The sequence below is a fragment of the Streptomyces sp. NPDC090499 genome (assembly GCF_044769305.1).
Classification (GTDB): Bacteria; Actinomycetota; Actinomycetes; order Streptomycetales; family Streptomycetaceae; genus Streptomyces.
In genome coordinates this window covers 269969-293936 of sequence record NZ_JBIVXP010000010.1, presented here as the reverse complement: position 1 = coordinate 293936, position 23968 = coordinate 269969, and the positions used below count along the sequence as shown (strand labels likewise).

The following is a 23968-nucleotide window of genomic DNA, read 5'->3' as shown; positions in this document are numbered from 1 at the left end:
GACGTCCCCTCCTCGTGCGCGCATGCCGCCGTCATGCTACGGCCCGGGCCCCGCCGGACCGCAGCTCGGCCCACCCGGCCTACCATGACCCCCGAGTCACCGATCAGCCGATCACCGCGCAGGGCCCACGGCCGTACCCCGCCGTAGGCGGCCCGCGCCGTTCCGGGGAGGAACCCTTGTCCGACCGCCACGCCGAACCCGCCGCTCCGCGCGATGTGCACGCCTTCATCACCGGACTGCCCAAGGCCGAACTGCACGTCCACCACGTCGGCTCCGCCTCCCCCCGCATCGTGTCGGAACTCGCCGCCCGGCACCCCGACTCCAAGGTCCCGACCGACCCCGAGGCCCTGGCCGACTACTTCACGTTCACGGACTTCGCCCACTTCATCGAGGTCTATCTGTCGGTGGTCGACCTGATCCGCACACCCGAGGACGTGCGGCTGCTCACCTACGAGGTGGCCCGCGAGCTCGCCCGCCAGCAGGTGCGCTACGCCGAGCTGACGGTCACCCCGTTCTCGTCCACCCGGCGCGGGATCGACGCGCGGGCCTTCATGGACGCGATCGAGGACGCGCGGAAGGCGGCGGAGACCGAGTTCGGCACGGTGCTGCGCTGGTGCTTCGACATCCCCGGCGAGGCGGGTCTGGAGGCCGCCGAGGAGACGGCACGGCTGGCGACGGACGACCGGCTCCGCCCGGAGGGCCTGGTCTCGTTCGGTCTCGGCGGCCCCGAGATCGGGGTGCCCCGGCCGCAGTTCAAGCCGTACTTCGACCGGGCCGTCGCGGCCGGCCTGCACTCCGTGCCGCATGCGGGCGAGACCACCGGCCCCGGCACGGTCTGGGACGCGCTGACCCACCTGCACGCCGAGCGGATCGGCCACGGCACCAGCTCCGCGCAGGACCCGAAGCTCCTCGCCCACCTGGCCGAGCACCGCATCGCGCTGGAGGTGTGCCCCACCTCCAACATCGCCACCCGCGCGGTCCGCACCCTCGAAGAGCACCCGGTCAAGGACTTCGTGGCCGCCGGTGTCCTGGTCACGGTCAACTCCGACGACCCGCCGATGTTCGGCACCGACCTCAACAACGAGTACGCGGTCGCCGCCCGCCTCCTCGGCCTCGACGAGCGCGGCCTCGCCGATCTCGCGAAGAACGCGGTGGAGGCGTCCTTCCTGGACCTGGCGGGCAAGGCGGCGCTCTCGGCCGAGATCGACGCGTACACGAAGGCGTGGCTCGCCCCCTGACGAGTCCCGCGCCGTGCCCCCGGCGACCCGCTGCCGGGCCCTGAGACCATGGGCTCATGCAGACCGTGACCGCCGTGGCCCACCGCGGCGACCCCTACCGCTTCCGCGAGAACACGCTCGACTCCCTGCGTTCCGCGCTCCGCCGGGGCGCGGACGCGGTGGAGACCGACGTACGGCTCACCCGTGACGGCGTTCCCGTCCTCCTGCACGACGCCACGCTCAAGCGGCTGTGGGACCACGACCGCCCGCTGCACGCACTGTCGGCGGACGAGGTGCGCGGCCTCACCGCGGGCGGTGTCCCGACCCTCGCCGAGGCGCTGGCGGCGACGGAGGGCAGCCGGGTGATGCTCGACCTGCCCGGGGAGCCGGGCGAGCGGGCAGTGGCGAGGATCGTGGCCGTGGCCCGGGAGTGCGACGCGGCGGACCGCGTCTACTACACGGGGGACGCCGTCGCGATGCTGGCGGTCCGGGCGGCCGACCCGTCCGCCGAGATCGCCCTGACCCGCAAGACCCTGGCGCCGGTCCGCCCCGCACTCCTGGACGCGATCCGCCCCCGTTACCTGAACTACCGCTTCACCCTGCTCGACCACGCCCTGGTCGAACACGTCCACCGCAGCGGCCACCTGGTCTCCTGCTGGACCCCGGACACCCGCCGCTCACTGCGCCGCCTGCTGGACATCGGCGTCGACTCGATCACGACGAACAGGGTGGCCCTTCTCGACTCCCTTCGCTGAAGGCGCCCTTTCGCTGCAGGCGCCCCTTTCCCTGAAGGCGCCCCGTCAGGGGCGCCGGGGGTGCCCCTGACAGTCGCCGGACCCGCTCAGACCCGCGACTTCTGCCCCACCGTCGCCGGATCACCCGGCACCGACCGCGTCAGGTACTGCGGAACCGGCGCCGCGTCCGTCCCGTCGTCCCGCACCAGCCCGTACCGGATCGCCCCGTCCGGGGGCCCGTACAGAACGTCCTTCTCCACCGCGTCCCATGACGACGGAAAGACGCTCACCCCGTAGTCGGCCCCGCGTTCGTTCACCGTGAACGTCACGCTGCCGTCGACGTAGTAGTACTCGTTCTGCCACATCTGCTGAGCGCCGGCGGGCAGCACGGCGTACCCCGTCGCCGAACTGCCCATCCCCGTCGCGGACGCGTCCGTCGAACTCACCCGGTCGTCCATCCGCCGCCCGCCCCCCGAGGCCACATGGAAGATCTTCCCCTTGAGCCCGGTCCAGGACGGCATGACCAGGCTCCCGGCCCGGTACTGCGGTGAGATCTGCCAGCGGACCAGCACATAGCCCTGTCCGCTGAGCGTCACGCTGTCGCCCCGGTGGTTCAGCACGGCGTGCGCCCCGCCGCTGCTGGTGATCCCGCCCTCCGGCCGGTGCGGCAGCGCGCCCGGCCGGGTGTCCGGGTCCGGCGCCGGGTCGGCCGCGTCGACGACCGAGCCGTAGACCGCCGCGCTCGCCGAAGCCGACGAGGACGGGGACGGAGACAGAGACGGGGACGGCGAGGTGGAGGGGGACGGCGCGGGAGTGGTCACCGGCGCGTGCGGCATCGCACGCGAGACGGCCGCCGTCGGCGACACCGCGGTCCGCGGTGCCGGGTCGTGCGGCGTCTGTACGACGACGTACGCGCCGCCCGCCACGATCGTGGCTCCCGCCGTCACCGCCACGGCCGGCTTGGTCAGCGCGCCCAGGACCTTCGCCGACCACCCGGCGGACGTCGCGGAGGTGGCCGCCACCGCCGTCCTGCCGCCGAGCGCCAGGGACAGCGTGAAACCGACCGGGACCGGGACCAGGGCGATCCCGACCAGCAGCCGTTCCGCCGGTACGACGGAGTCGCGGGCGTCGCCGCAGTAGCCGCAGCCCCGGATGTGCCGGGCCAGCCGCTTGCGCCAGACGGAGTCGGGCCGCCCGTCCCAGCGGCCGGTCAGCTCGCGCAGCTCGGGGCAGGCCCCGTCCAGCGCGCGCACGATCCCCCGCGAGGTCTCCAGCCGCTCCTTCATCCGCTGGACGCGGACGGCGGCGTGCTGCCGGCTGATGCCGACGGCCGCCGCCAGTTCGCGCCGGGTGAGTTCGCCGGAGACCTCCAGCCACCACAGCGACACCAGCTGCCGGTCCTCGGCGTCCAGCCAGCGCACGGCCTCCGCGGCCTCCCGCCGCTGCCCCTCCAACTGGAGCCGCAGCACAGTGAGTTCGGCGAAGTCGGCGGTGCCGTCCGGGACCGCCTCGTCCAGTTTCCGGTCCTGCCTGCGGCGCGCCCGGTCCCGGATCTGCCGCATGGCGATGGCCACCAGCCAGGACCGGAAGCTGTCCGGGTCGCGCAGGGTGCCGAGGTTGTCGACGGCGCGCAGCATGGTCTCCTGGACCACGTCGTCGACGTCGGCGTGGCCGTTCAGGGCACGGCCGACCACGTTGTAGACCAACGGCAGCCAGCCCTCGACCAGTTCGTCCAGCGCGCGCCGGTCACCGGCCTGCGCGGCCGCGACCGTGGCCCGCCACTGCCGCGACACCGGCACGTCCGTCCTCATAACCGCACCCTCTCAGCCGGAGCGGTGTCCTTGGCGATGTCGGGGATCACAGTGTGGAGACGGAGCACGAGGTTCCGGGATAACACTTTTTCGCCCCCGCTCCCCCGGTCGCCCAGCGGATCGCACTGGCCGCGCTCGGACAGGTCCGGCCGGGCGGCCTGGGTGCCGGGGTGCCTGGGTGCCGTCCGCCGCAGTGAGTACGGCGCCCTGGTACCCCGGTACCACTCCCGGGCCGAAGATTCCCCCGGGGTCCCAGGGTCCGCGGCCCGGCCGCTCCTACCTTCGACATCGGACACCGCGCCGGGACCGGCCGCGGCCGAGTGCGAGGCAGGAAGGCCCAGCCCCATGATCGAAGCGCGCGAACTGACCAAGCGCTACGGCGACAAGACCGTCGTCGACCGTCTGAGCTTCACCGTGAAGCCGGGCGAGGTGACCGGCTTCCTCGGCCCCAACGGCGCCGGCAAGTCGACGACCATGCGGATGATCGTCGGCCTGGACGCCCCCACGCACGGCTCGGTCACCGTCAACGGCCGTTCCTACGCGAGGCACGCGGCGCCCCTCCAGGAGATCGGCACCCTGCTGGAGGCCAAGTCGGTCCACCCGGGCCGCAGCGCGGTCAACCACCTGCTGGCGCTCGCGTACACGCACGGCATCCCGCGCAGCCGGGTCGACGAGGTCATCGAGCTGGCCGGGCTGACGAGCGTGGCCGGCAAGCGGGTCGGCGCCTTCTCGCTCGGCATGGGCCAGCGGCTCGGCATCGCCGCCGCGCTGCTCGGCGACCCGGCGATCGTGATGCTCGACGAACCGGTCAACGGCCTCGACCCCGAGGGCGTGCTCTGGGTCCGCAACCTGCTGCGTCAACTGGCCGACGAGGGACGGGCCGTGATGCTCTCCTCGCACCTGATGAGCGAGACCGCGCTGATCGCCGACCACCTGGTGATCATCGGCCGGGGCAGGCTGCTCGCGGACACCACGGTCGACGACTTCACCCGGGACGCGGGCGGCGGTGGCGTCAAGGTCGTCACCGGCGAGCCCGCGAAGCTGCGCTCGCTGCTGGCCGGTCCCGACGTCACGATCACCTCCTCGTCCGCCGAGGAACTGCTGGTCGCGGGCCGGGACGCCCGGGAGATCGGCACGGTCGCCGCGCTGCACGGCGTACCGCTGTACGAGCTCACCCCGCAGTCCGTCTCCCTGGAGACGGCGTTCATGGACCTCACCCGGGACGTGGTCGAGTACCAGAGCGCTCCGGCCGGCACCGCACGAAAGGCCGCCTGATGACCGTCACCAGCATCGCCCCCGCCCGCCCGGCCGCGTACAAGGTCACCGGCGCCCGGGTGCTGCGCGCTGAGTGGGCCAAGTTCTGGTCGCTGCGCTCCAGTTGGATCACCCTCTCGGTCGCCGTGTTCCTGCTGGTCCTGTTCGGGACGATCGCCAGCTACACCTACACCGCGGGCGCCGCGGCGGGCGGCCCGCCCGGCCGGAGCGGCGGCGACAGCGACGCGGTGAGCCTGGCCCTGACCGGGGTGACGTTCGCGTCGCTGGCCGTGGGCGTGCTCGGGGTGCTGCTGTCGGCGGGCGAGTACAGCACCGGCATGATCCGCTCCACGCTCACCGCCGTCCCGCGCCGGCTGCCGGTGCTGTGGGCGAAGGCCGCGGTGATCGGCCCGATCGCCCTGGTCCTCGCCACCCTCGGCGCGCTGGCCGCGTTCGGTCTCGGCTCACCGGGGCTGGACGGGGAGAAGATCTCCCTGTCGCTCGGCGACGACGGGGTGCTGCGCAGCCTGGCCGGGGCCGGCCTCTACCTCGGCCTGGTCGCCGTCTTCGGAGTGGCCCTCGGCGTGCTGCTGCGCAACTCCGCCGGTGCCATCGCCTCCCTGGTCGGCATCCTGCTCATCCTGCCCGGCCTTGCCACGCTGCTGCCCGACTCCTGGTACGACACCCTCAGCCCCTACTTCCCGAGCAACGCGGGCCAGGCGGTGTACGCACTGCACCAGTCCTCCGACGCCCTCTCACCCGGCGCGGGCCTCGCCGTCTTCGCCGGCTGGGTGGCCCTGACCCTGGCCGGGGCGGCGTACCGGCTGGTCAGGACCGACGTCTGAGGCGGGCCCGGCACACGCGCCGCCTCGGGAGCCGAGGAGAATGGTCGGCATGAGTCCGCCGCACCGCGCGGCAGCCGCCGGGGACACCACCCGGGGGACGGCGAGCACGCCGTCCCCCGGGTTCGACGCGGCCTGGGCGCATCCGCTGCTGGGCCGGATGCTGCGCGACCGCAGCCGCCGGCGGCTGCTGGACCGGCGCCATCCATGGCTGCTCGACACCGCGCTGGTGCTGTTCATGCTGCTGATCAGCCTGCCCGACCTGCTGATGGTCGACCACGAATCCCCCTTCGCACACACGGCCACCCCGGACACGCTGCCGACCGGCGTCCTGTGCGCCTTCGTCGCCGCGCTGGTCGTTCCGCTCTGGTGGCGCCGCCGGGCCCCGGCCGTCGTGTACTTCACGATCCTCGCCGTGAACGTGGTCGAGTGGTCGACGGGGGTCTGGCTGCGGGCGGGCATTGCCACGCTCGTCGCCCTGTACACCCTGGCCCGCAACGGCTCGCTGCGCGTGCTGGGCTGGGCGGTCGGGCTGAGCGCCGGTGCGCTGGCCCTGAGCGCCAACGTCCTGGCGCCGATCGACCATCCGCTGCTCGGCACCTTCTTCCTGCTGGGCTCGCTGACCGCGGCGGTCGCAGTCGGCCTGACCGTCCGGATCAGGGGGCTCTATCTGGCGGCCCTGGAGGACCGCGCCCGGCAGCTGGAGGTCGAACAGGAGCAGCGGGTACGGCTCACCGCGGCGGCCGAGCGGGCACGGGTCGCCCGGGAGATGCACGACATCGTCGGCCACAACCTCTCCGTGATGGTCAGTGTCGCCGACGGCGCGGCGGTCCTCGCCGGCAACCGGGGCGAGCGGTCCGCGGAGGCCCTGCGGATCCTCGGCGACACCGGCCGGCAGGCGATGAGCGAACTGCGCCGGGTCCTCGGCGTGCTGCGCGAGGGCGCCGACGACGAGCGGCCGCTCGCGCCGCAGCCGGGCGTCGGTGACCTGGACCCGCTGCTGGCGCGGGTCCGGGCGGCGGGACTGCCGGTGACGTACCGGACGGTGGGCGACCCGGACGCGCTGGGCGACGGCCTCCAGCTCACCGTCTACCGGATCGTCCAGGAGTCGCTGACCAACACCCTCAAGCACGCGGGGCCCGGGGCGTCCGCCGAGGTGACGGTCGCCGTAGCGGTGGGCGAGGTGCGGGTCCGGGTCGCGGACACCGGCGCGGCACCCGGGCAGGAGCCGCCCGAGGGCACCGCCGGCACCTCAGGCACCACCGGGCACGGCCTGGTCGGCATCCGGCAGCGCGCCGCGATGTACCGCGGCTCGGTCACCGCCGGGCCGCGCGAGGGCGGTCCCGGCTGGCTGGTCGACGTCGCCCTCGACGTGCCGTCCGCACCGCCCGCTCCATCCGCCCCGCCGGCTCCGGGAGAGCAGCTGTGACCACCGTACTCATCGCAGACGACCAGCCGCTGCAGCGGATGGGTGTGCGGATGCTGCTGGAGGGCACCCCCGGTCTGGAGCCGGTCGGCGAGGCGGAGCACGGCGCGGCGGCCGTCCGGCTCGCCGCCGAACTGCGGCCCGACGTCGTCCTCATGGACATCCGGATGCCCGGCATGGACGGCCTGGAGGCGACCCGGCGGATCGTCGCCACCGGCGGCCGCACCCGCGTCCTCATCGTGACCACCTTCGACCTCGACGAATACGCGTACGACGGGCTGCGCGCGGGGGCCAGCGGCTTCCTGCTCAAGGACGCCCGCCCGGAGGAGCTGGTCGCGGGCATCCACGCGGTGGCGAGCGGCGACGCCGTGGTGGCGCCCTCGCTGACCCGGCGTCTCCTGGACGCCTACGCCCACCGGGTCCTGGCACCCGCCGTGCCCGACGAGGACCCCCGGCTGCGCTCGCTGACCGACCGCGAGCGCGAGGTGCTGGTCGCCATCGGCCAGGGATGGAACAACACCGAGATCGCCGAGCGCCTCGTCCTCACCGAGTCGACCGTGAAGAAGCACGTCGGCCGGGTCCTCGCCAAGATCGGGGCGCGCGACCGGATCCAGGCCGTGATCACCGCGTACGACGCCGGACTGGTCCGGGCCAGGTAGTGGGACCCCCCTCTCCCGGTGCGGCGGCTCCAGGCGTAGCATGTGAACGAAACAGTTTCGTTCACGGAACGGACCTCGCATGGAGAAGACAGGCACGGTCTCCGTACTCGTCGTCAACGACCAATCCCTCCAGCGCCTCGCCCTGCGCATGCTCCTCGCCGCCGAGCCGGGACTGACGGTTGTCGGGGAGGCGGTGGACGGGGACGAGGCGATCCGTGCGAGCACCGCGCTCCGTCCCGACGTCGTCCTCATGGACAGCAAGTTGTCCCGGGCGGACGCCATCGACACCGTCCGGCGTATCGCCCGTCCCGCCGCCCGGACCCGCACCCCCTCCGCAGGTTTCACCGGTGAGGCCGCGGCCGGCTCCCGCGTCCCACGGGTCCTGATGCTGACCGCGGCCGAGCAGGAGGCGGACGCCTGGGCGGCCCTGCGGGCGGGCGCCGGCGGCTTCCTGCTCAACGACGCCGACCCGGCCGAACTGACCGCGGCGATCCGGGTGGTGGCCGCCGGCGACGCCGTCATCACGCCCGGTCTGACCCGGGCGCTCATCGACGCCGTACGCCAGCAGCACACCGTCCGCCCCCTCCCCCGCACCTCGGGGCTCGGCGCCCTCACCGGGCGCGAACGCGACGTCCTGATCGCGGTCGCCTCCGGCTGGACCAACGCCGAGATCGCGCAGTGGCTGTCGATCGCCCCGACCACCGTGAAGACCCACGTCAGCAACGTCCTCGCGAAGATCGGCGCCCGGGCCCGGGTGCAGGCGGTGGCCTTCGCCTACGAGTCGGGGCTGATCCGGCCGGCGGCGTGAGCGCTCCCCCGGCCCCCCGGACGTGCCGCGATGCGCCGCCCTTCGTCCGCGGCACTGTCGTGGGCGGCCGGTCGTGGGCGGTCGCGGCCGGTCATGGCCGGTCGCCCAGTTCCTCCCCCAGCCCTCGGCCGGGGCCGGGCGGCGCCTCTCAGCGGCGCCGCCCGGCCCCGCTCAGAAGCTCTCCCCGCCCAGCGCCTTGAGGAACGCGAGCGGGTTCCAGAACTCCCGGTACTTGACGATCTTTCCGTCCTTGAACGTCACGAACGTCGCGTAACTCATGTCGTACGGATTGCCGTTGGACAGCACCTTGCCGGTGACGCTCCAGTCGGCGACGGCCGTGTCCGGGTCGTCGGTGGCGCGGACGGTCAGCGACGTGATCCGCTGCACGTCGATGAGGTCGGGGTAGCCCTTCAGGTACTCGTAGACGGCGGTCCGGCCCTCCAGCCGGGCGGGGCTGCCCTCGGGGGCGAAGGGGAACTCGACGACGACGTTCTCGTCGCACTGGTCCGCCCAGGCCTTCATGTCCTTGGCGAGGAAGGTGTCGAGGTTGCGCCGCACCAGGTCGGCGGCGGTAAGGGTCTCACTCATGATTCGTCCGTTCCCATCGTGATGCGAAGTGGGCCACGCATTAATGTGGCTAGACACATAATTACTTGGCTAGCCACATAAGTCAAGCGGTCCGGCCGGTCACGTGAAGACGCCACCGCCGTCCACGGTGAGGATCTGGCCGGTCAGCGCCTCGGCGGCGTCGCTCGCCAGGAAGCCGACCGTCGCCGACACGTCCTCGGGCGTCAGCGCGCGGGGCAGCGCCTGTCCGGCCTGCGAGGCCTCGAAAGCGGCGTCCGGCTGGTACGCGGTGGACGCGGTCCGGGTCAGGCCGGGCGCCACCGCGGTCACCGCGATGCCGTGCCGCCCGAGCGAGGCCGCGAGCGAGCGGGTGAGTCCCACCAGCGCGCCCTTGCTGGTCACGTACGCGAGGAGGTCCGGGCTCGGCGGCCGCCAGAAGGTGTCGGAGACGATGTGCACGATCCGGCCGAAGCCGCGCTCCCGCATCCCGGGCACGAACGCCTGGGCGAGCAGCACCGCGGACTCGACGTTGACCGCCTGGACCCGGCGCCAGGCGTCCAGGTCGATGCTCTCGACGTCCATCAGGTCGGTGGCGGCGGCCGCGTGCACCAGCACGTCGCACCGCCCGTTCTCGGCCAGCACGCGGCGCGCGGCCGCCCGTACGTCCTCGGCGTCGGCCAGGTCGCAGACGATGTCGCCGGCCCGGTCCAGGACCCGTACGACATGGCCGCGCCCGGTCAGCTCGCGCGCGACGGCGCCGCCGATGGCCCCGGCGCCGCCCACGACGACGGCGACCCTGGGGGTGGTGGGGTTCTCAGGCATCAAGTGCTCCTGATCATGATGAGGGTGGGGCGGATGGAGGATGGGGCGGACGGATGGTCGGGGGGGGGGACGGAGGACGGCGGCGGACGCGCCGGTGCGGTGCACCGACGGCCGCCCCGGACCGTCGGCGCACCGCCGTCTTGTTTGTTGCTCGCGTGAGCAATTATCTGGAGATCGGAAATCCGGTCAGCCGTGGATGGCGCTGCCCAGGCCGAGGTCCAGCCGGAGCGACTCCACCAGCGAGAAGGCGCTGCTCTCGGTGAAGACGTCGGCGGCGGCGAGGGTGCCGGTGTACTTGGCCGCGACCGGGGCCGCCGCCTGCCGGCAGACCTCGTCGAGCCAGGTCTTGACGACGGCCCAGATGTTGTTCCCGTACTTGGCCGCGAAGACGCCGTAGTCGACGGTCCCGAGGGCCTGCTTGATCGACGCGGTCAGGTCGTCGATGTACTGCTGGTGCACGGTGACGTCGGCCCGGGTGCCGAGCCGCCCCATGTGACCGGCGATGTGGTGCTTCCACGGGTACGACAGGGCCTTGGCCGGGGCGGCCAGGTAACCCTGGATGTCCTCGCTGTAGTTGAGGGCGCCGAAGGGGGCCCAGCCGGGGATGGTGATGTCGACCAGCATGAGCGTGTCGTGGTGCGGGAACCGGATGTAGATGTTGTCCGGCGCGTGGTTGCTGCCGTGGTGCGCGAGTTCGACCCGCTCGCCGCCGACGTGCAGGGTGTAGCGGTCGGCGAAGGTGACGTCGGGCGCGGGCTTGTTCGGGTCGTTGTCGCGGCGCAGCAGGCGGCGGTTCTCCTCGTGCCCGATCCGGACCACGTGGCGGCCGAAGAGGCCGGACGCTCCGACGTGGTCGGAGTGGTGGTGGGAGTGGACGATGTGGGTGACCTTGTTGCTGGTGCCGTTGGCGGCCGCTATCTCGTCGACCGCGCGCTGCAGGTTGTGGCCGATGGTCGGCGGGGCGTCGAACAGCACGACCCCGTCCCGGGTGGTGAGGAAGGCGGCCTGGTAGTCGCCGTCGGTCACCCAGTAGAGATTGCGCTGGACGCGGCCCACGTAGTAGCCCTGGCTGTTCACCGCCGGGCCGAGGGAGCCCGCGGGCACCGGTGCGTAGTCCGGCAGGCCGTCACCGGAGGATCCGGCGGCCGAGGTGCGCGGGGTGGCCGCCGAGGCCGCCGTCGCGGTACCCCCGGCCACCAGGGCCGCGGCCGCGGGCACGGCGGTGGCCGCGGCGACTCTGGCGAGGAACGAACGGCGGTCGGTTCCGGATGTGGAGCTGGATGACATGTCGATCCCTTTCGGAACGGTTCCGGGAGGGCCAGGGCGGTCCGCCCCATCGGCTCCCGCCCGGCGCAACGCGCTTACCGTAGCCCCAAACAGCTTGCCTAAGCAAGCAACTTGTTTTCGATGCCGGACCGGTCTCGGACATGCGGTGCCCCCCGGAGGACCCTCGGAGAACCGCCCGTCAACACCCCTTGCGACTAAGGTATTCCCAGCCCGGCAAGCAGCAGGGCAGCGAGTTTCCGCCCCCGTCGCCCGCCCGCAGAGGAGTGCCATGCCAGCCGCGAAGCCCGACCCGGTGATGCCTCGGCCCAGCCTCGTCGAGCGCGCCCCGGTCAGCTTCGGGCTCTTCGCGCTCTCCCGCGAACTGCACGGCTACGGCGCCGAGCTCCTCCTGAAACTCGGCCTGCATCCCGGCCAGGAACTGATCCTGATGCGGCTCTTCGACCGCGACGGCCAGACGCAGGCCGAGCTGCAGCAGGCGGTCGGGCTCGACCACTCCACGGTCTCGCGGTCGATCCGCCGCATGGAGGACGCGGGCCTGGTCGCCCGGGCCCGTGCCGAGCACGACCGCCGGGCCTTCATCGTCTCGCTCACCGCCGGCGGCGAGGCGCTCCGCGAGCCGCTCGCCGACCTCTGGACCGCCCTCGACCGCCTCGCCACCGAGACCCTGCACCGGCTGAAGGGCGCCGACTTCCTCAGCACGGTCGCGGAACTGGAACGCGCCTACGCCACGGCCCGGCGCGGCTGACCGGTCCCCCGGAAGCGACTCGGAGCGGCCCGGGGCGACTCGGAGCGGCCCGGGACGGCTCGGAGCGGGGCGGTTCGAAGCGACTCGGAGCGACTCGGAGCAGCCCCGGACGACTCGGAGCGGCCCGGGGCGACTCGGAGCGTCCCGCACCCCGATCCTGGAAGCGACACGGAAACGGCAAGGAGCCGATCATGACGACCCAGTGGAATGCCGGCGAGGGGCGCATAGAGACCACCGCCCGCGGCCGTGCCGTACTCTCCCAGCCCCGCCTGAACCGGGGCACCGCCTTCACTCCGGAGGAGCGGCGGACGCTGGGCCTGGTCGGCCTGGTGCCGCCGGCGGTGCTGACCCTGGAGCAGCAGGCCGAGCGGGCGTACCAGCAGTACGCGGCGCAGCCGACCGACCTGGCCAAGAACGTCAACCTCACCGCGCTGCACGACCGCAACCAGGTGCTCTTCTACCGCCTGCTCTGCGACCACCTCGACGAGATGCTGCCCATCGTCTACACCCCGACCGTCGGCAGGGCCATCCAGCGCTACAGCAACGAGTACCGGCGCCCGGCCGGCGTGTACCTGTCGGTGCACGCCCCGGAGGAGATCGGGGGCGCGCTCGCGGCCGCCGGTCTCGGGCCGGACGACGTGGACCTGATCGTCGCCACGGACGGCGAGGCGATCCTCGGCATCGGCGACTGGGGGGTGGGCGGCATCGACATCTCGGTCGGCAAGCTCGCCGTCTACACCGCCGCCGCCGGCATCGACCCGAACCGCACCCTCGCGGTCATGCTGGACGTCGGCACCAACCGCCAGGAGCTCCTCGACAACCCGCTCTACCTGGGCAACCGGCACCCGCGCGTGGACCGGGAGACCTACGACGCCTTCATCGACGCCTACGTCACCACCGCCCGTCGGCTCTTCCCGCACGCCCTGCTGCACTGGGAGGACTTCGGTCCCGCCAACGCCCGCCGCATCCTGGAGCGTTACCGCCCGACCGAGTTCACCTTCAACGACGACGTGCAGGGCACCGGTGCGGTCAATCTCGCCGCGGTGCTCTCCGGGGTGAAGGCCAGCGGGACCCCGCTGCGCGACCACCGGGTGGTGATCTTCGGTGCGGGCACCGCCGGCATCGGCATCGCCGACCAGTTGCGGGACGCCATGGTCGCCGACGGCCTGACCGCCGAGGAGGCCACCGCCCGCATCTTCGGTGTCGACCGTCACGGCCTGCTCACCGAGGACCAGCAGGACCTGCGCGACTTCCAGGTCCGCTACGCCCGTCCGGCCGCCGGGGTCGCCGACTGGCAGCGGGACGAGAAGGTGGGCGGCATCGCGCTGGCCGAGGTCGTGGCGCGGGTCCGGCCGACGGTCCTGATCGGCACCTCCGGGCAGGGCGGCTCCTTCACCGAGGAGATCGTCCGGGAGATGGCCGCCCACACCGAGCGGCCGATCATCCTGCCGATGTCGAACCCGACGGACCTGGCCGAGGCGGTCCCCGCCGACCTGCTGGCCTGGACCGACGGCCGCGCCCTGATCGCCACCGGCAGCCCGTTCCGCCCGGTCGAGCGGGACGGGGTCCGGTACCTGATCGGGCAGGCCAACAACGCGCTGGTCTTCCCGGGCCTCGGGCTCGGCGCGATCGTCGCCCGGGCCACCCGGGTCACCGACGGCATGCTGGTCGCCGCCGCGCACGCCGTCGCCGGGCAGACGGACGCCGACGGCCCCGGCGCGCCGATCCTGCCCCTCACCGACCAGCTGCGCGAGACCTCGGTGGCGGTCGCCGTGGCGGTGGCCCACGCCGCGGCCGCCGACGGGGGGTCCGGCACGACCGTCGACGACTCCGTGGAGAAGCGGGTCAGGGCCGCCATGTGGCAGCCGGTGTACCCGCCCGTCAAGGCCGTCTGACCGGCCCCCGCCCCGCATCGACGTGGTGACGGTGGTGTGCCTGGCCCTGCTGGGCGAGACCGGCCGCACCGAACTCACCGGCGTGGGCACGGACGCCCCGGTGCACCTGCCCGTCGACCGCCCGGCGTCCGCCCCTCACCCGCGTCCGGTGGGAGCGGTACCGACCGGAGCGGTACGGACGTCCACGCCGGGGCGCGGTGCGAGGGCGGCCTCGTCCGCGGAGTAGGCGGAGGCGAAGGTGAAGGCGCGCCCGGAGGGGCCGTGTGCGCGCAGGTCGGCCAGCCGTTCCAGGGCCTCGCCGGTGGTCGGGAGGTGACCGGCGGGGACCCACCAGAGCACCAGATGCGCCTCGGCATGCCGCTGGAACCACTCGCGGCGGCGCCGCATCACGTCCAGGTGGTCACTGCGGTAGGTGAACTCCCACAGTGCCTCCTGGGTCTCCCACACCGTCAGGTTGACGATGACGTCCTCGCCCGCCGGACGCAGGGCGGTGGCGTCGGCCGCCCCGTCCTCCACGAGCCGCCACACGAAGCCGGGCGCGGCGTCGGCAGCGGCGTTGACCGTGTCGAGCATCTCGACGAACGGCGCCATGCGCGGGTCGTCGAGGGGGAAGCGGAGCGTGGCCACGTTCAGCTGGGCGAGGTGGACTGCGTACGCGGATGCGGTCATGGCCTCATACCAGCACGCACCCCCTTCTATGTCAATCGTCGTTGTTTTTAGAGTTCTCCGCCGACGGCCTCCACCACCACACAGCACTCGCCCGGCCGCGCGGCCATGCGCGCCCGGACGGCACCGTCGGTGCCGAGCAGCCCCTCCAGCAGCGCCAGGTTCATGCCGCAGACGAGCGGCGGGAAGCGTTCGGCGACGGCATGGAAGGGGCAGTTGCGCATTCGGACGACGGCCCCGGCGACCCCGGCCGCACCCTCGGCATCCCCCGCACCCGCCGCACCCCCCGCACCCTCCGCACTCCCGGCGGCTTCCAGGTGCGGTTCGTACCCGCGCGCCGCGAGCGTCTCCATGGCTTCTTCGAGGCCGCCGCAGGGCGCCGCCGAGCCGCGCAGGGCCTCGCCGCGACGGCGTGCGGCCGCGCAGAGCCCGGTGTCCAGCCCCGCATGCTCGGCGGCTTCGGCGAGCAGTTCGGCGGCGGTGCGGTAGTCGCGGGCGGGCAGCGACACCGTCCGCTCCTCGCGGGCCCGCGTGTACACCTTGGCCGGCCGGCCCGCCCCCGGCCCCGAGCGCCCGGTCAGCCGCCGGCTCCCGGTGTCGAGCAGTCCGGCCTCGGCGAGCCTGTCCAGGTGGTGCGCGGCGAGCGTGCGCGCCACCCCGGTCGCCTCGGCGGCCTCGTTACGGCCGACCTCGCGGCCCTGCGCGGCCACGTACTCGTACAGTCGGCGTCGCACGGGATCCTGCAACGCCGCGATCGCGTCGATGTCGTTCACCCTGCCATTCTAGGAACAACGCAGGTTGGAGATAGAAGGGCCGGACCGGCACGCGGTGCGTCGCCGGCAGCCCGCCGCCGATGCCGACCCGCGCGATGATGGGCAAATGACGGTCCCGATGACGGCCAATTGAGGGATTCAGGGGCTTCACCAATTCCCTTCCCGACCCTAGCGTTGCGACCACGTGAACGGTCTGGCCGTCGGCGGTGCGACACCGGTCGGCACGTCGGCCACGGCCGCGTTCCGACAGTTTCCTGGACGGGGAGGGCGATGACGCCCGTGGAGTTGCCGGTCGGCGGCCTGCCGCGGAGCCGCGGTGCGGTGCCGTACGTCCGCCCCCGAGCGGACGCGCATCCCGCCACGCGCCCACCCACCCGGGCCGGGCCGAACCGTGCCGACCACCACCGGGCCGCCCCGCCGCCCCCGGAGCCGCGCCGCACCTGGAGTGCCGGACCGGCCGTCCACCACGCGCTCCTCCACCACCCGGCGACGACAGCGGTCCTCGTCGACGCCGCCCGCCCCCACTGGAACCACCGAAAGGCCACGGCATGACCACCCCGCAGCTGAACCGGATCGCCGGCGCGCCCATCTCCTGGGGCGTGTGCGAAGTACCCGGCTGGGGCTACCAGCTGACGCCCGAGCGGGTGCTGAAGGAGATGCGCGAGGTCGGCCTGGCCGCCACCGAGTTCGGCCCCGACGGCTTCCTGCCCGCCGCCCCCGAGGCGATGGCCCGCGTCCTGGCCGACCACGACCTGCACGCCGTCGGCGGCTTCACCCCGCTGCTGCTGCACGTGCCCGGCCACGACCCGCTGCCCGAGGCCGAACAGCTCCTGGAGAACTACGCCGCCTCCGACGCCGAGGTCCTCGTCCTGTCCGCCGTCACCGGCCAGGAAGGCTACGACTCCCGCCCCGAACTCGACGCCGACGGCTGGAAACTGCTCCTGTCCAACCTCGACCGGCTCACCGCACTGGCCGCCGAGCGCGGGGTGCGGGCCGTCCTGCACCCGCACGTCGGCACGATGATCGAGAACGGTGACGAGGTCCGCCGGGTCCTGGAGCACTCGTCGGTCTCCCTCTGCCTCGACACCGGCCACCTGCTCATCGGCGGCACGGACCCGGCCGAGCTCACCCGGCAGGCCCCCGAGCGGATCGCCCACACCCACATGAAGGACGTGGACGCCTCCCTCGCCGCCAAGGTGCAGTCCGGCCGCCTCACCTACACCGACGCCGTACGCGAGGGCATGTACCGCCCGCTGGGCTCCGGCGACGTCGACGTCGAGGCGATCGTCACCCACCTCACCAGCCGCGGCTACGACGGCTGGTACGTCCTCGAACAGGACACCATCCTCACGACGGAACCCAAGGAGAAGGGCCCGGTCGAGGACGTGTGGGCCAGCGCCGAACACCTGCGCTCGGTGCTGCGCGCCACCGCATAGCGCCACGCGGCCGCACGGGCCGCGCAGTCGGCGCATGCGGTGCATGCGGTGCATGCGGTGCATGCGGGGAATCCCGGAAGGCACTTGGGGACGAGGCGAGGAGCGGCGAGGCACATGGACACCGAGGACGAACTGCTGGCCACCTGCTGGACCACGGCCGGTGCCGCCGACCCGGCCGGCGCCGACCAGCGCAGTCCGCTCGGCCTCCGGGAGCGGGCCGAGGCGGCGTCCGCGGCCGGCTTCACGGGGTTCGGGCTGGTGCACGCGGATCTGCTGGTCGCCGAACGCGAGCACGGCCTCGCGGGCATCCGGTCGATCTTCGAGGACAACGGCCTCGCGCACATCGAACTGGAGGCCCTGGCGGGCTGGTGGGCCGACGGACCCCGGCGGGCCGCGTCGGACACCGTCCGCCACGACCTGCTGCGGGCCGCCGAGGCGCTCGGCGCCCGCCACCTCAAGATCCACGGCGATGTCGAGGACGGGCCCTTGCACTTCGACGTCTGGGCCGGGGAGTTCGCCGCCCTGGCGGCCGAGGCGGAGAGCGTGGGCGCCCGGGTCGGCATCGAGTTCCTGCCCTGGTCCAACATCAGGACCGTGCACGACGCACTCCGGCTCGTCGAGGCGGCCGGCCACCCCGCGGGCGGTGTCCTCATCGACGTCTGGCACACCGAGCGCGCCCACACGCCCCCGGCCGAGCTGGCGGACGTACCGCTCTCGCGGATCGTGGGCGTGGAGCTGAACGACGCCGACAGCACGGTCGTCGGCAGCCTCTTCGAGGACACCGTCCGGCGCCGCCGCCTGTGCGGGGAGGGCTCCTTCGACCTGCCCGGGGTCATCGCCGCGCTCCGCACGGCCGGCTGGCGCGGCCCCTGGGGCGTGGAGATCCTGTCGGACGCACACCGGAAACTGCCGGTGCACGAGGCAGCCGAGGTGGCCTACCGAACCGCCGCGGCGGCGCTGGCATAGCCGGTCGAGCCGCAGTGCAGTTCACGGTATCTGCGGCGACCGCGCTTCCGACATCGTTGTCGGAAGCGCGGCCTGCCCGAGGCGCGGCCCTACGGGATGCGGCACGCCCCGAGGGGGCGCCGGACGCCGGGGAGTGCGGTCGGGCTACGGCGTGTAGAGGGCGTCACTGCCGTACAACTCCCTGGTGAACGCGGAGACGTCGGCGGTGCGGTCGGCGCCGTCGAGGTTGTACGTCAGATAGACGCCGTACCCCTCACTGACCGTGCGGCGGGCGAGGGCGGCGGCCGTGCTCTGCGAGGTTCCGCCGATCTCGACGGCCGCAGGCGACAGCTTCGACTTGGGCAGGGCGATGCCGGGGACCTGCCAGGTGCCGTAGTACGGGTTCCAGGCGTAGTCGAACTTGGACGAGACGTCGACGCCGCCGTAGGAGAGGCGCGACGCGGCCGGGCCGATGTTGTAGAGGCTGATGATCTTGTCCGGCATGTCGGCGCGCAGTGCCGACACCAGGTACACGAACGAGCTGGCGTTGGGCTGGCCGGTGCCGTTGTTGCCGTACTCGGCGTACTCGTCGTCGAAGTCGATGCCGTCGAGGCCGTACGTGGACACGGTGTCCGACAGCTGTTTCGCGAACGTCGAAGCCGCCTGCTGGGACGGGAAGTTGGCGAAGCCCGCGCCCTGGTGGTTGCCGAGCACCGAGAGGACGACCTTGATGCCCTTCTGCTGCAACGGCCGTATCTGCGTGGCGGCGTTGTCGAGGACGCGTTGCACGTTCTCGTTGAAGTACAGGGTCGCCGCCTTCGTGCCCGTGTTGTAGTTGATGTTCGCCGCGAAGATCACGGCGATGTCGAAGACGTTGCCGCCGCCGTTGGCGAGGGTGTACTTGCCGACGTTCAGCATGCTGTTGTTGTTCACCTCGACGTACGCCACCGAGGTCGGTCCCTGTTTCGCGGCAGCGGGGGCCGCCGCCGCGCCGGTCGTGGCGGTCGCGCCTAAGGCGAGGGCCGTCATGGCCGACAGCGCGAGCGCGGCCGTCCGTATTCTGCTCCGTACCGGAGTGAACATCGTTGATCGGTCTCCCATCGCATGGAGCGGCGCCCGACCTGTCCGCGGGCGCCGAGAAAGCCCCCCGGATCCTTCCGTTCCCGCGACCGAATCCCCAGAACCATGCGGGAACTCCTGACGCCTCCCGCGCACGCGCGTCGCACCGCAACCCGCGGCACGGCCCGGCCCCGATTGCCCACCCGCCGTCGAAGACCGCGCTGAACCTGGTCACCGTGATGCGCGCCGAGGAACTGCGGGACAACCTGATCAAGGTCAACGCTGCAGACTTCCCTGGTGTGCGGCACGGCGGGCACGGCGTCGACGGCCGCCCACGACGGGCTGCGGCGGAACCGCCGACCGTCCGCAGCCCCGTCCCACGGGCTCTTGCGCCGGCGCGGACAGCAGATCGGGCCGTGGTCCCGGCTGCATACTGGACCACATGGCACGCGAGCAGCAGAGCGCAGGCGGCAGCGGGCTGGGGATCTTCCTGCGCACCCGCAGGGGCCGGGTGACGCCCGAGGACGTCGGTCTGGTGACCAGTGCCGGACTGCGGCGTACGCCGGGGCTGCGGCGCGAGGAGCTGGCCACGCTGGCCGGGATCAGCATCGACTACTACGCGCGCCTGGAGCGCGGCCAGGAGACCAACCCCAGCCCGGCCGTGGTCGACGCCCTCGCCTGCGCCCTCCGGCTGGACGAGCACGAACACGAGCATCTGCGTGATCTTGTCGAACGGGTCGGCAGGAAGCCCGTGATGGATCAGCCGGTCGCGTCGGAGCGGACCGTGCGCCCCGATGTCCAGCTGATGCTGGAGAGCCTGCGCCCCAACCCGGCGTACGTGATCAGCCGCACGATGGACATCCTCGCGGGCAACCCCGGCTCGGTCCGGCTCTTCGCCGGGTCGGAGGACTGGCCGCCCGAGCGGCACAACGCCCTGCGCTATCTCTTCCTCGACCCGCGCGCGCCGAAGCTGTTCGCCGACTGGGACGAGCAGGTCCGCACGTGCGTGGGCCGCATCCGGGCCCTCGCGGGCACCGAACCGGACGCTCCCGGGCTGTCCGAACTCGTCGACGAACTCCGGCGGGAATGCCCGGAGTTCGTGCGCCGGTGGACGGACTACGACGTTCAGCCGCACCCGCGAGGCGACAAGACCTTCCACCATCCGGAGGTCGGTGACATCACGCTCGGCTACCAGTCGATGCAGCTCGACGGGACTCCCGGCCACCGGCTCGTCGTGTTCTTCGCCGAACCCGGTACCCCCGACCACGCCAGGATGCTCCTCCTCGACAAGGGGGCCGCCGAAGCGGCCTCCGAGCACGTCGAGGAGGAGCGGAGCTGACTCAGGTCGGCCCCCTGACCGGCGTCAGGGCTTGACGATGACCTTCAGCGCCTCGCGGTCGGCCATGGCGCGGTAGGCGTCCGCGGTGTCCTCCAGGCCGACGGTGCGGTCGAAGACGCGGCCCGGCTCGATCTTGCCCTCAAGGATGTCGGGCAGCAGTTCCTCCATGTAGGCGCGGGCCGGGGCCACACCGCCGGTGATGGTGACGTTCTTCGCGAAGTCCATGAAGCCGAAGGGGATCTCGCCGTACTGCGGTACGCCGACCCGGCTGATCGCACCGCCCGGGCGGACCACGCCGAGACCCGTCTGGAAGGCCGACAGGGCGCCGACGCACTCCAGCACTGCGTGGGTGCCCATGCCGCCGGTCAGCTCCTTCACGCGGGCGATGCCTTCTTCGCCGCGTTCGGCGACGACCTCGGTGGCCCCGAACTCGACGCCCAGGTCGGTGCGGTCCTTGTGCCGGCCCATCAGGATGATCCGCTCGGCACCGAGCCGCTTGGCGGCCAGGACGGCGGACAGGCCGACCGCGCCGTCGCCGATCACGGTGACGGTGGTGTGCTCGTCGACACCGGCCTTGACCGCGCTGTGGTGGCCGGTGCACAGCACGTCGGAGAGGCTGAGCAGGGCGGGCAGGAGGGCGGAGTCCTCGGCCACCGGCAGCTTGACCAGGGTGCCCTGGGCCTGGGGGACGCGGACCGCCTCGCCCTGGCCGCCGTCCACGCCGTTCGGGCCCCACTGGCCGCCGTGCGGGCAGGCCACGTGCAGACCTTCCTTGCAGAAGACGCAGGTGTTGTCCGCCCAGAGGAAGGGCGCGACCACCAGGTCCCCGGCCTTCACACCGGACACCTCGGAGCCGGTCTCCTCGACGATGCCGAGGAACTCGTGTCCCATGCGCCGGCCCTCTCCGGAGGCGGGCATGGAGGCGTACGGCCACAGGTCGCTGCCGCAGACGCAGGCGAGGACCACCCGGACGATCGCGTCGGTGGAGTTCTGGATCTTCGGGTCGGGAACGTCCTCCACACGGACGTCACCGGCGCCGTACATGATGGTTGCGCGCATGAAAATCTTCCGATCTTGCTTGATGTGAGGGGTAGTTGCGATCGCGCGGGGAGAGACCCCGGCGCTCCCGGACGTACCCGAACAGCACCTCGTCGGTCAGCTGGACCAGCTTCGGCGCGAAGGCTCCGAGCGCCTTCCGGGCGGGGGTCGGCTCGTCTGCGGTGTCTGAAGTCCTTGTGCACGGATGTGCGGGTGTACGGGGTCGAGGTTCAGAGGTTGACCAGCCGGCTCATCTCCGCTTCGAGGCGGTCGCCCGCGGCCGGAGTGAGGTCGTTGAGCTTGCCGAGCTGCTCGGTGGTCAGCTCGACCGCGTCGGCGGCGGTGTTCTCCTCGACGCGGGAGACCCGCTTGGTGCCGGGGATGGGGGCGATGTCGTCGCCCCGCGCGAGCAGCCAGGCCAGGGCCACCTGCGCCGGGGTTGCGCCCGCCGCCGCGGCGACCGCCTCGACCTCGTCGACGAGGGCCAGGTTGCGCCGGAAGTTCTCCGCCGTGAAACGCGGGTTGGTCAGGCGCCGGTCGGTGGCGTCGAACTGGTCGGTGGAGCGGATCCTGCCGGTCAGGAAACCGCGGCCGACCGGCGCCCAGGGCACCAGGCCGATACCGAGCTCCCGCAGCACGGGGAGGATCTCCGCCTCGATGTCACGCGTCCACAGGGAGTACTCCGTCTGCAGGGCGGCGACGGGGTGGACGGCGTGGGCGCGGCGGATCGTGGCGGGGCCGGCCTCGGACAGCCCGATGTGGCGGATCTTGCCCTCGGCGACCAGCTCGGCGAGAGCGCCGACGGTGTCCTCGATGGGCGTGGCCGGGTCGACCCGGTGCTGGTAGTACAGGTCGATGTAGTCGGTGCCGAGCCGCCGGAGAGAGCCCTCGACCGCGGCGCGGATGTTCGCCGGGCTGCTGTCGGGCGTACCCGGCGTGCCGTCGCCCGCGCCCGTGTACGAGACCAGGCCGAACTTCGTCGCCAGGACGACCTGGTCCCGGCGGCCCCGGACAGCCCGGCCGACGAGTTCCTCGTTGACGAAGGGTCCGTAGATCTCGGCGGTGTCGAGGAGGGTGACGCCCAGGTCGAGCGCGCGGTGCACGGTCCGGACGGACTCGGCGTCGTCCGTGCCGTGGCCGGTGTAGACGCCGCTCATCCCCATCGTGCCCAGGCCGATCCGGGACACGTCCAGGCTGCCCAGCTTGATGTGCTTCACGGTTGGCGATTCCTTCGTTTCCAGGGCGCCGGCGGATGCCTCCCCGGCTCCCCCGGGGTGCCGGGTGTCACGCCACGGAGCAGTGCATCCGGGGCCCTCTCGGTGTCGGGCCCTTCGCGCCGTGCGGAGTCGGCCCGTCAACCGGAGAGGCCGTCCGCAACATCACCCAGCCTCCCCCTCGGCGGTCCGGAGTGGCAGGCCGCGCTGTGCCGGGCAGTGGCGTTCCGTGCTGTGACAGGGCACCCCACACGCCTGCCGTGCAGGTCACAGGACCGGCAGACTGGACGGTATGACACGTGACCGGCAGCAGCCGACCGGCGGCGGCACCGAGCTGGGCCGCTACCTGCGGGCGCGCCGCGCCCAGGTGACCCCCGCCCAGGCGGGCCTGGCCCCCGGCGCCGGGCTGCGCCGCACCCCGGGGCTGCGCCGCGAGGAGCTGGCCACGCTGGCCGGGGTCAGCATCGACTACTACGCCCGCCTGGAGCGCGGCAGGGAGACCCGCCCCAGCCCGTCCGTCGTCGACGCACTCGCCCGCGCCCTGCAGCTGACGCCGGACGAGCACGAGCACCTGCGTACCCTGGCCGCCCACGCCGCCCGGACCGCACCGGATCCTCCCGCAGCGCCGAGCAGGACGGTGCGGCCCGGCGTCAAGCTGGTGCTGGAGAGCCTGCGGCCGAGCCCCGCCTACGTGGCCGGCCGCACCAACGACCTGCTGGCGTGGAACCCCGCCGGGCTGCGTCTGTTCGCCGGTATCGAGGAATGGCCGCTCAAGCAGCGCAACCTCGCCCGCTACGCCTTTCTCCACCCCGCCGCCCGCGAGGTCTTCGCCGACCGGGAACACACCCTGCGCGGCTGCGTCGCCCGGCTGCGGGCCCTGGCCGGCACCGACCCCGACGCACCCGACCTGACCGCGCTCGTCGGTGAACTCCTGCTCAAGAGCCCGGACTTCGCCCGGTTGTGGGAGCGCTACGAGGTCAAGGCACACGCGTTCGGCCGCAAGACCTATCACCACCCCGACGTCGGCACCTTCACCCTCGGCTACCAGGGGATGCAGTTGGAGGGCACCCCCGGCCATCGTCTGGTGACCTACTACGCCGAGCCCGGTACGCCCTCCCACGACGCGCTCGTCCTCCTCGACCTCACCGCGGACCACCCGGTCCCGCACGACAGTGGCCCGTCACGAGGGCGTGCCCCGAAGACACCGGAAGAGGCCCCCTTCCCCCCGTCCGGGCACCGCGGGCAAGCACAGGAGGGCTGAGCACGGCCACACGCGCACAGACACCGTGTACGACCGTCCGGTGCGTCGGGTCAGGGCTCCCGTCGCGCCGCGCTCAGGCATGCCCGCCGGGCCGCTGCTGCCGTGTGGCCGGCTGCCGGCGAGGGTGCGGTGGAAGCAGGCCGGACCGGCCGGACAGAGGGCGATCCCGA

Annotated in this window: 23 protein-coding genes; 14 read left to right on the top strand and 9 right to left on the bottom strand. The window is 72.8% G+C overall.

Features of this window, described 5'->3' with window-relative positions:
- Positions 1 to 14: 14 nt before the first annotated feature.
- Positions 15 to 1238 carry an adenosine deaminase gene (locus ACIQVL_RS32990; protein WP_403442458.1) on the top strand — a complete coding sequence of 408 codons (1224 nt, stop codon included), beginning with the start codon at positions 15 to 17 and terminating at the stop codon, positions 1236 to 1238.
- A gap of 56 nt (positions 1239 to 1294) precedes the next feature.
- Positions 1295 to 1972, top strand: coding sequence for a glycerophosphodiester phosphodiesterase (locus ACIQVL_RS32985; protein WP_403477164.1), 678 nt, complete (start codon positions 1295 to 1297; stop codon positions 1970 to 1972).
- 86 nt (positions 1973 to 2058) lie between these two features.
- Here the strand turns inward: ACIQVL_RS32985 and ACIQVL_RS32980 are convergent, their stop codons facing one another.
- Positions 2059 to 3762, bottom strand: coding sequence for an RNA polymerase sigma factor (locus ACIQVL_RS32980; protein WP_403442392.1), 1704 nt, complete (start codon positions 3760 to 3762; stop codon positions 2059 to 2061).
- Between the two features lie 345 nt (positions 3763 to 4107).
- On the opposite strand from ACIQVL_RS32980, the gene ACIQVL_RS32975 reads away from it, so the two are divergent.
- From ACIQVL_RS32975 to ACIQVL_RS32955, 5 genes are all read left to right on the top strand, one after another.
- A complete protein-coding gene (locus ACIQVL_RS32975) occupies positions 4108 to 5037 on the top strand; it encodes an ABC transporter ATP-binding protein (RefSeq protein WP_403442393.1) in 930 nt (309 codons plus the stop codon).
- The gene (locus tag ACIQVL_RS32970; RefSeq protein ID WP_403442396.1) at positions 5037 to 5861 is read left to right on the top strand and encodes an ABC transporter permease; all 825 of its coding nucleotides are present in this window, start codon (positions 5037 to 5039) and stop codon (positions 5859 to 5861) included. Before ACIQVL_RS32975 ends, ACIQVL_RS32970 begins: the two co-directional genes overlap by 1 nt.
- Positions 5862 to 5910: 49 nt before the next feature.
- On the top strand, positions 5911 to 7287 hold the full coding sequence (locus ACIQVL_RS32965) for a sensor histidine kinase (RefSeq protein ID WP_403477163.1): 1377 nt from the start codon (positions 5911 to 5913) through the stop codon (positions 7285 to 7287).
- On the top strand, positions 7284 to 7943 hold the full coding sequence (locus ACIQVL_RS32960) for a response regulator (protein ID WP_403477162.1): 660 nt from the start codon (positions 7284 to 7286) through the stop codon (positions 7941 to 7943). The genes ACIQVL_RS32965 and ACIQVL_RS32960 overlap by 4 nt, the downstream gene beginning before the upstream one ends.
- Positions 7944 to 8022: 79 nt before the next feature.
- On the top strand, positions 8023 to 8751 hold the full coding sequence (locus tag ACIQVL_RS32955; RefSeq protein WP_403477161.1) for a LuxR C-terminal-related transcriptional regulator: 729 nt from the start codon (positions 8023 to 8025) through the stop codon (positions 8749 to 8751).
- 171 nt (positions 8752 to 8922) lie between these two features.
- Here the strand turns inward: ACIQVL_RS32955 and ACIQVL_RS32950 are convergent, their stop codons facing one another.
- The 3 genes from ACIQVL_RS32950 to ACIQVL_RS32940 form a co-directional block, all read right to left on the bottom strand.
- On the bottom strand, positions 8923 to 9339 hold the full coding sequence (locus ACIQVL_RS32950) for a nuclear transport factor 2 family protein (RefSeq protein ID WP_403442403.1): 417 nt from the start codon (positions 9337 to 9339) through the stop codon (positions 8923 to 8925).
- A gap of 99 nt (positions 9340 to 9438) precedes the next feature.
- Entirely contained in the window at positions 9439 to 10140 is a 702-nt protein-coding gene (locus ACIQVL_RS32945) for an SDR family NAD(P)-dependent oxidoreductase (RefSeq protein ID WP_403442405.1), read from the bottom strand.
- Positions 10141 to 10326: 186 nt separating this feature from the next.
- Positions 10327 to 11427 (bottom strand): MBL fold metallo-hydrolase, encoded by a 1101-nt coding sequence (locus ACIQVL_RS32940; RefSeq protein ID WP_403442407.1) that lies wholly within the window; start codon positions 11425 to 11427, stop codon positions 10327 to 10329.
- Between the two features lie 268 nt (positions 11428 to 11695).
- Between ACIQVL_RS32940 and ACIQVL_RS32935 the strand changes: the two genes are divergently transcribed.
- Entirely contained in the window at positions 11696 to 12172 is a 477-nt protein-coding gene (locus ACIQVL_RS32935; protein WP_403477160.1) for a MarR family winged helix-turn-helix transcriptional regulator, read from the top strand.
- Between the two features lie 191 nt (positions 12173 to 12363).
- A complete protein-coding gene (locus tag ACIQVL_RS32930) occupies positions 12364 to 14067 on the top strand; it encodes an NAD-dependent malic enzyme (protein ID WP_403477159.1) in 1704 nt (567 codons plus the stop codon).
- Positions 14068 to 14202: 135 nt separating this feature from the next.
- On the opposite strand, the gene ACIQVL_RS32925 is transcribed toward ACIQVL_RS32930, so the two are convergent.
- Both ACIQVL_RS32925 and ACIQVL_RS32920 read right to left on the bottom strand, forming a co-directional pair.
- Positions 14203 to 14736 carry a DUF3291 domain-containing protein gene (locus ACIQVL_RS32925; RefSeq protein WP_403477158.1) on the bottom strand — a complete coding sequence of 178 codons (534 nt, stop codon included), beginning with the start codon at positions 14734 to 14736 and terminating at the stop codon, positions 14203 to 14205.
- Between the two features lie 47 nt (positions 14737 to 14783).
- Entirely contained in the window at positions 14784 to 15506 is a 723-nt protein-coding gene (locus ACIQVL_RS32920; RefSeq protein WP_403477157.1) for a helix-turn-helix transcriptional regulator, read from the bottom strand.
- A 270-nt stretch (positions 15507 to 15776) separates the two neighbouring features.
- On the opposite strand from ACIQVL_RS32920, the gene ACIQVL_RS32915 reads away from it, so the two are divergent.
- The 3 genes from ACIQVL_RS32915 (at position 15777) to ACIQVL_RS32905 (ending at position 17908) form a co-directional block, all read left to right on the top strand.
- A complete protein-coding gene (locus tag ACIQVL_RS32915) occupies positions 15777 to 16058 on the top strand; it encodes a hypothetical protein (protein ID WP_403442419.1) in 282 nt (93 codons plus the stop codon).
- The gene (locus ACIQVL_RS32910; protein ID WP_403442421.1) at positions 16055 to 16942 is read left to right on the top strand and encodes a sugar phosphate isomerase/epimerase family protein; all 888 of its coding nucleotides are present in this window, start codon (positions 16055 to 16057) and stop codon (positions 16940 to 16942) included. Before ACIQVL_RS32915 ends, ACIQVL_RS32910 begins: the two co-directional genes overlap by 4 nt.
- Positions 16943 to 17056: 114 nt before the next feature.
- Positions 17057 to 17908 (top strand): sugar phosphate isomerase/epimerase family protein, encoded by an 852-nt coding sequence (locus ACIQVL_RS32905; RefSeq protein ID WP_403477156.1) that lies wholly within the window; start codon positions 17057 to 17059, stop codon positions 17906 to 17908.
- A 144-nt stretch (positions 17909 to 18052) separates the two neighbouring features.
- Here the strand turns inward: ACIQVL_RS32905 and ACIQVL_RS32900 are convergent, their stop codons facing one another.
- Entirely contained in the window at positions 18053 to 18970 is a 918-nt protein-coding gene (locus ACIQVL_RS32900; protein ID WP_403477212.1) for an endo-beta-N-acetylglucosaminidase H, read from the bottom strand.
- Between the two features lie 418 nt (positions 18971 to 19388).
- Here ACIQVL_RS32900 and ACIQVL_RS32895 point away from each other — a divergent pair, with 418 nt between their 5' ends.
- On the top strand, positions 19389 to 20285 hold the full coding sequence (locus ACIQVL_RS32895; protein ID WP_403477155.1) for a helix-turn-helix transcriptional regulator: 897 nt from the start codon (positions 19389 to 19391) through the stop codon (positions 20283 to 20285).
- A 24-nt stretch (positions 20286 to 20309) separates the two neighbouring features.
- Here ACIQVL_RS32895 and ACIQVL_RS32890 read toward each other — a convergent pair whose 3' ends face one another.
- On the bottom strand, positions 20310 to 21344 hold the full coding sequence (locus ACIQVL_RS32890) for a zinc-binding dehydrogenase (protein ID WP_403477154.1): 1035 nt from the start codon (positions 21342 to 21344) through the stop codon (positions 20310 to 20312).
- 209 nt (positions 21345 to 21553) lie between these two features.
- Positions 21554 to 22540, bottom strand: coding sequence for an aldo/keto reductase (locus tag ACIQVL_RS32885; protein WP_403477153.1), 987 nt, complete (start codon positions 22538 to 22540; stop codon positions 21554 to 21556).
- Between the two features lie 289 nt (positions 22541 to 22829).
- Here ACIQVL_RS32885 and ACIQVL_RS32880 point away from each other — a divergent pair, with 289 nt between their 5' ends.
- Positions 22830 to 23798: a helix-turn-helix transcriptional regulator gene (locus tag ACIQVL_RS32880; RefSeq protein WP_403442437.1), complete on the top strand. Its 969-nt coding sequence runs from the start codon at positions 22830 to 22832 to the stop codon at positions 23796 to 23798.
- Positions 23799 to 23968: the final 170 nt, after the last annotated feature.

Coding starts and splice junctions, on each gene's coding strand:
- ACIQVL_RS32985 (WP_403477164.1), top strand. CDS start 1,295: ATGCAGACCGTGACCGCCGTGGCCCACCGCGGCGACCCCTACCGCTTC.
- ACIQVL_RS32980 (WP_403442392.1), bottom strand. CDS start 3,762: ATGAGGACGGACGTGCCGGTGTCGCGGCAGTGGCGGGCCACGGTCGCG.
- ACIQVL_RS32975 (WP_403442393.1), top strand. CDS start 4,108: ATGATCGAAGCGCGCGAACTGACCAAGCGCTACGGCGACAAGACCGTC.
- ACIQVL_RS32970 (WP_403442396.1), top strand. CDS start 5,037: ATGACCGTCACCAGCATCGCCCCCGCCCGCCCGGCCGCGTACAAGGTC.
- ACIQVL_RS32965 (WP_403477163.1), top strand. CDS start 5,911: ATGAGTCCGCCGCACCGCGCGGCAGCCGCCGGGGACACCACCCGGGGG.
- ACIQVL_RS32955 (WP_403477161.1), top strand. CDS start 8,023: ATGGAGAAGACAGGCACGGTCTCCGTACTCGTCGTCAACGACCAATCC.
- ACIQVL_RS32950 (WP_403442403.1), bottom strand. CDS start 9,339: ATGAGTGAGACCCTTACCGCCGCCGACCTGGTGCGGCGCAACCTCGAC.
- ACIQVL_RS32945 (WP_403442405.1), bottom strand. CDS start 10,140: ATGCCTGAGAACCCCACCACCCCCAGGGTCGCCGTCGTCGTGGGCGGC.
- ACIQVL_RS32940 (WP_403442407.1), bottom strand. CDS start 11,427: ATGTCATCCAGCTCCACATCCGGAACCGACCGCCGTTCGTTCCTCGCC.
- ACIQVL_RS32935 (WP_403477160.1), top strand. CDS start 11,696: ATGCCAGCCGCGAAGCCCGACCCGGTGATGCCTCGGCCCAGCCTCGTC.
- ACIQVL_RS32930 (WP_403477159.1), top strand. CDS start 12,364: ATGACGACCCAGTGGAATGCCGGCGAGGGGCGCATAGAGACCACCGCC.
- ACIQVL_RS32925 (WP_403477158.1), bottom strand. CDS start 14,736: ATGACCGCATCCGCGTACGCAGTCCACCTCGCCCAGCTGAACGTGGCC.
- ACIQVL_RS32915 (WP_403442419.1), top strand. CDS start 15,777: ATGACGCCCGTGGAGTTGCCGGTCGGCGGCCTGCCGCGGAGCCGCGGT.
- ACIQVL_RS32910 (WP_403442421.1), top strand. CDS start 16,055: ATGACCACCCCGCAGCTGAACCGGATCGCCGGCGCGCCCATCTCCTGG.
- ACIQVL_RS32905 (WP_403477156.1), top strand. CDS start 17,057: ATGGACACCGAGGACGAACTGCTGGCCACCTGCTGGACCACGGCCGGT.
- ACIQVL_RS32900 (WP_403477212.1), bottom strand. CDS start 18,970: ATGTTCACTCCGGTACGGAGCAGAATACGGACGGCCGCGCTCGCGCTG.
- ACIQVL_RS32895 (WP_403477155.1), top strand. CDS start 19,389: ATGGCACGCGAGCAGCAGAGCGCAGGCGGCAGCGGGCTGGGGATCTTC.
- ACIQVL_RS32890 (WP_403477154.1), bottom strand. CDS start 21,344: ATGCGCGCAACCATCATGTACGGCGCCGGTGACGTCCGTGTGGAGGAC.
- ACIQVL_RS32880 (WP_403442437.1), top strand. CDS start 22,830: ATGACACGTGACCGGCAGCAGCCGACCGGCGGCGGCACCGAGCTGGGC.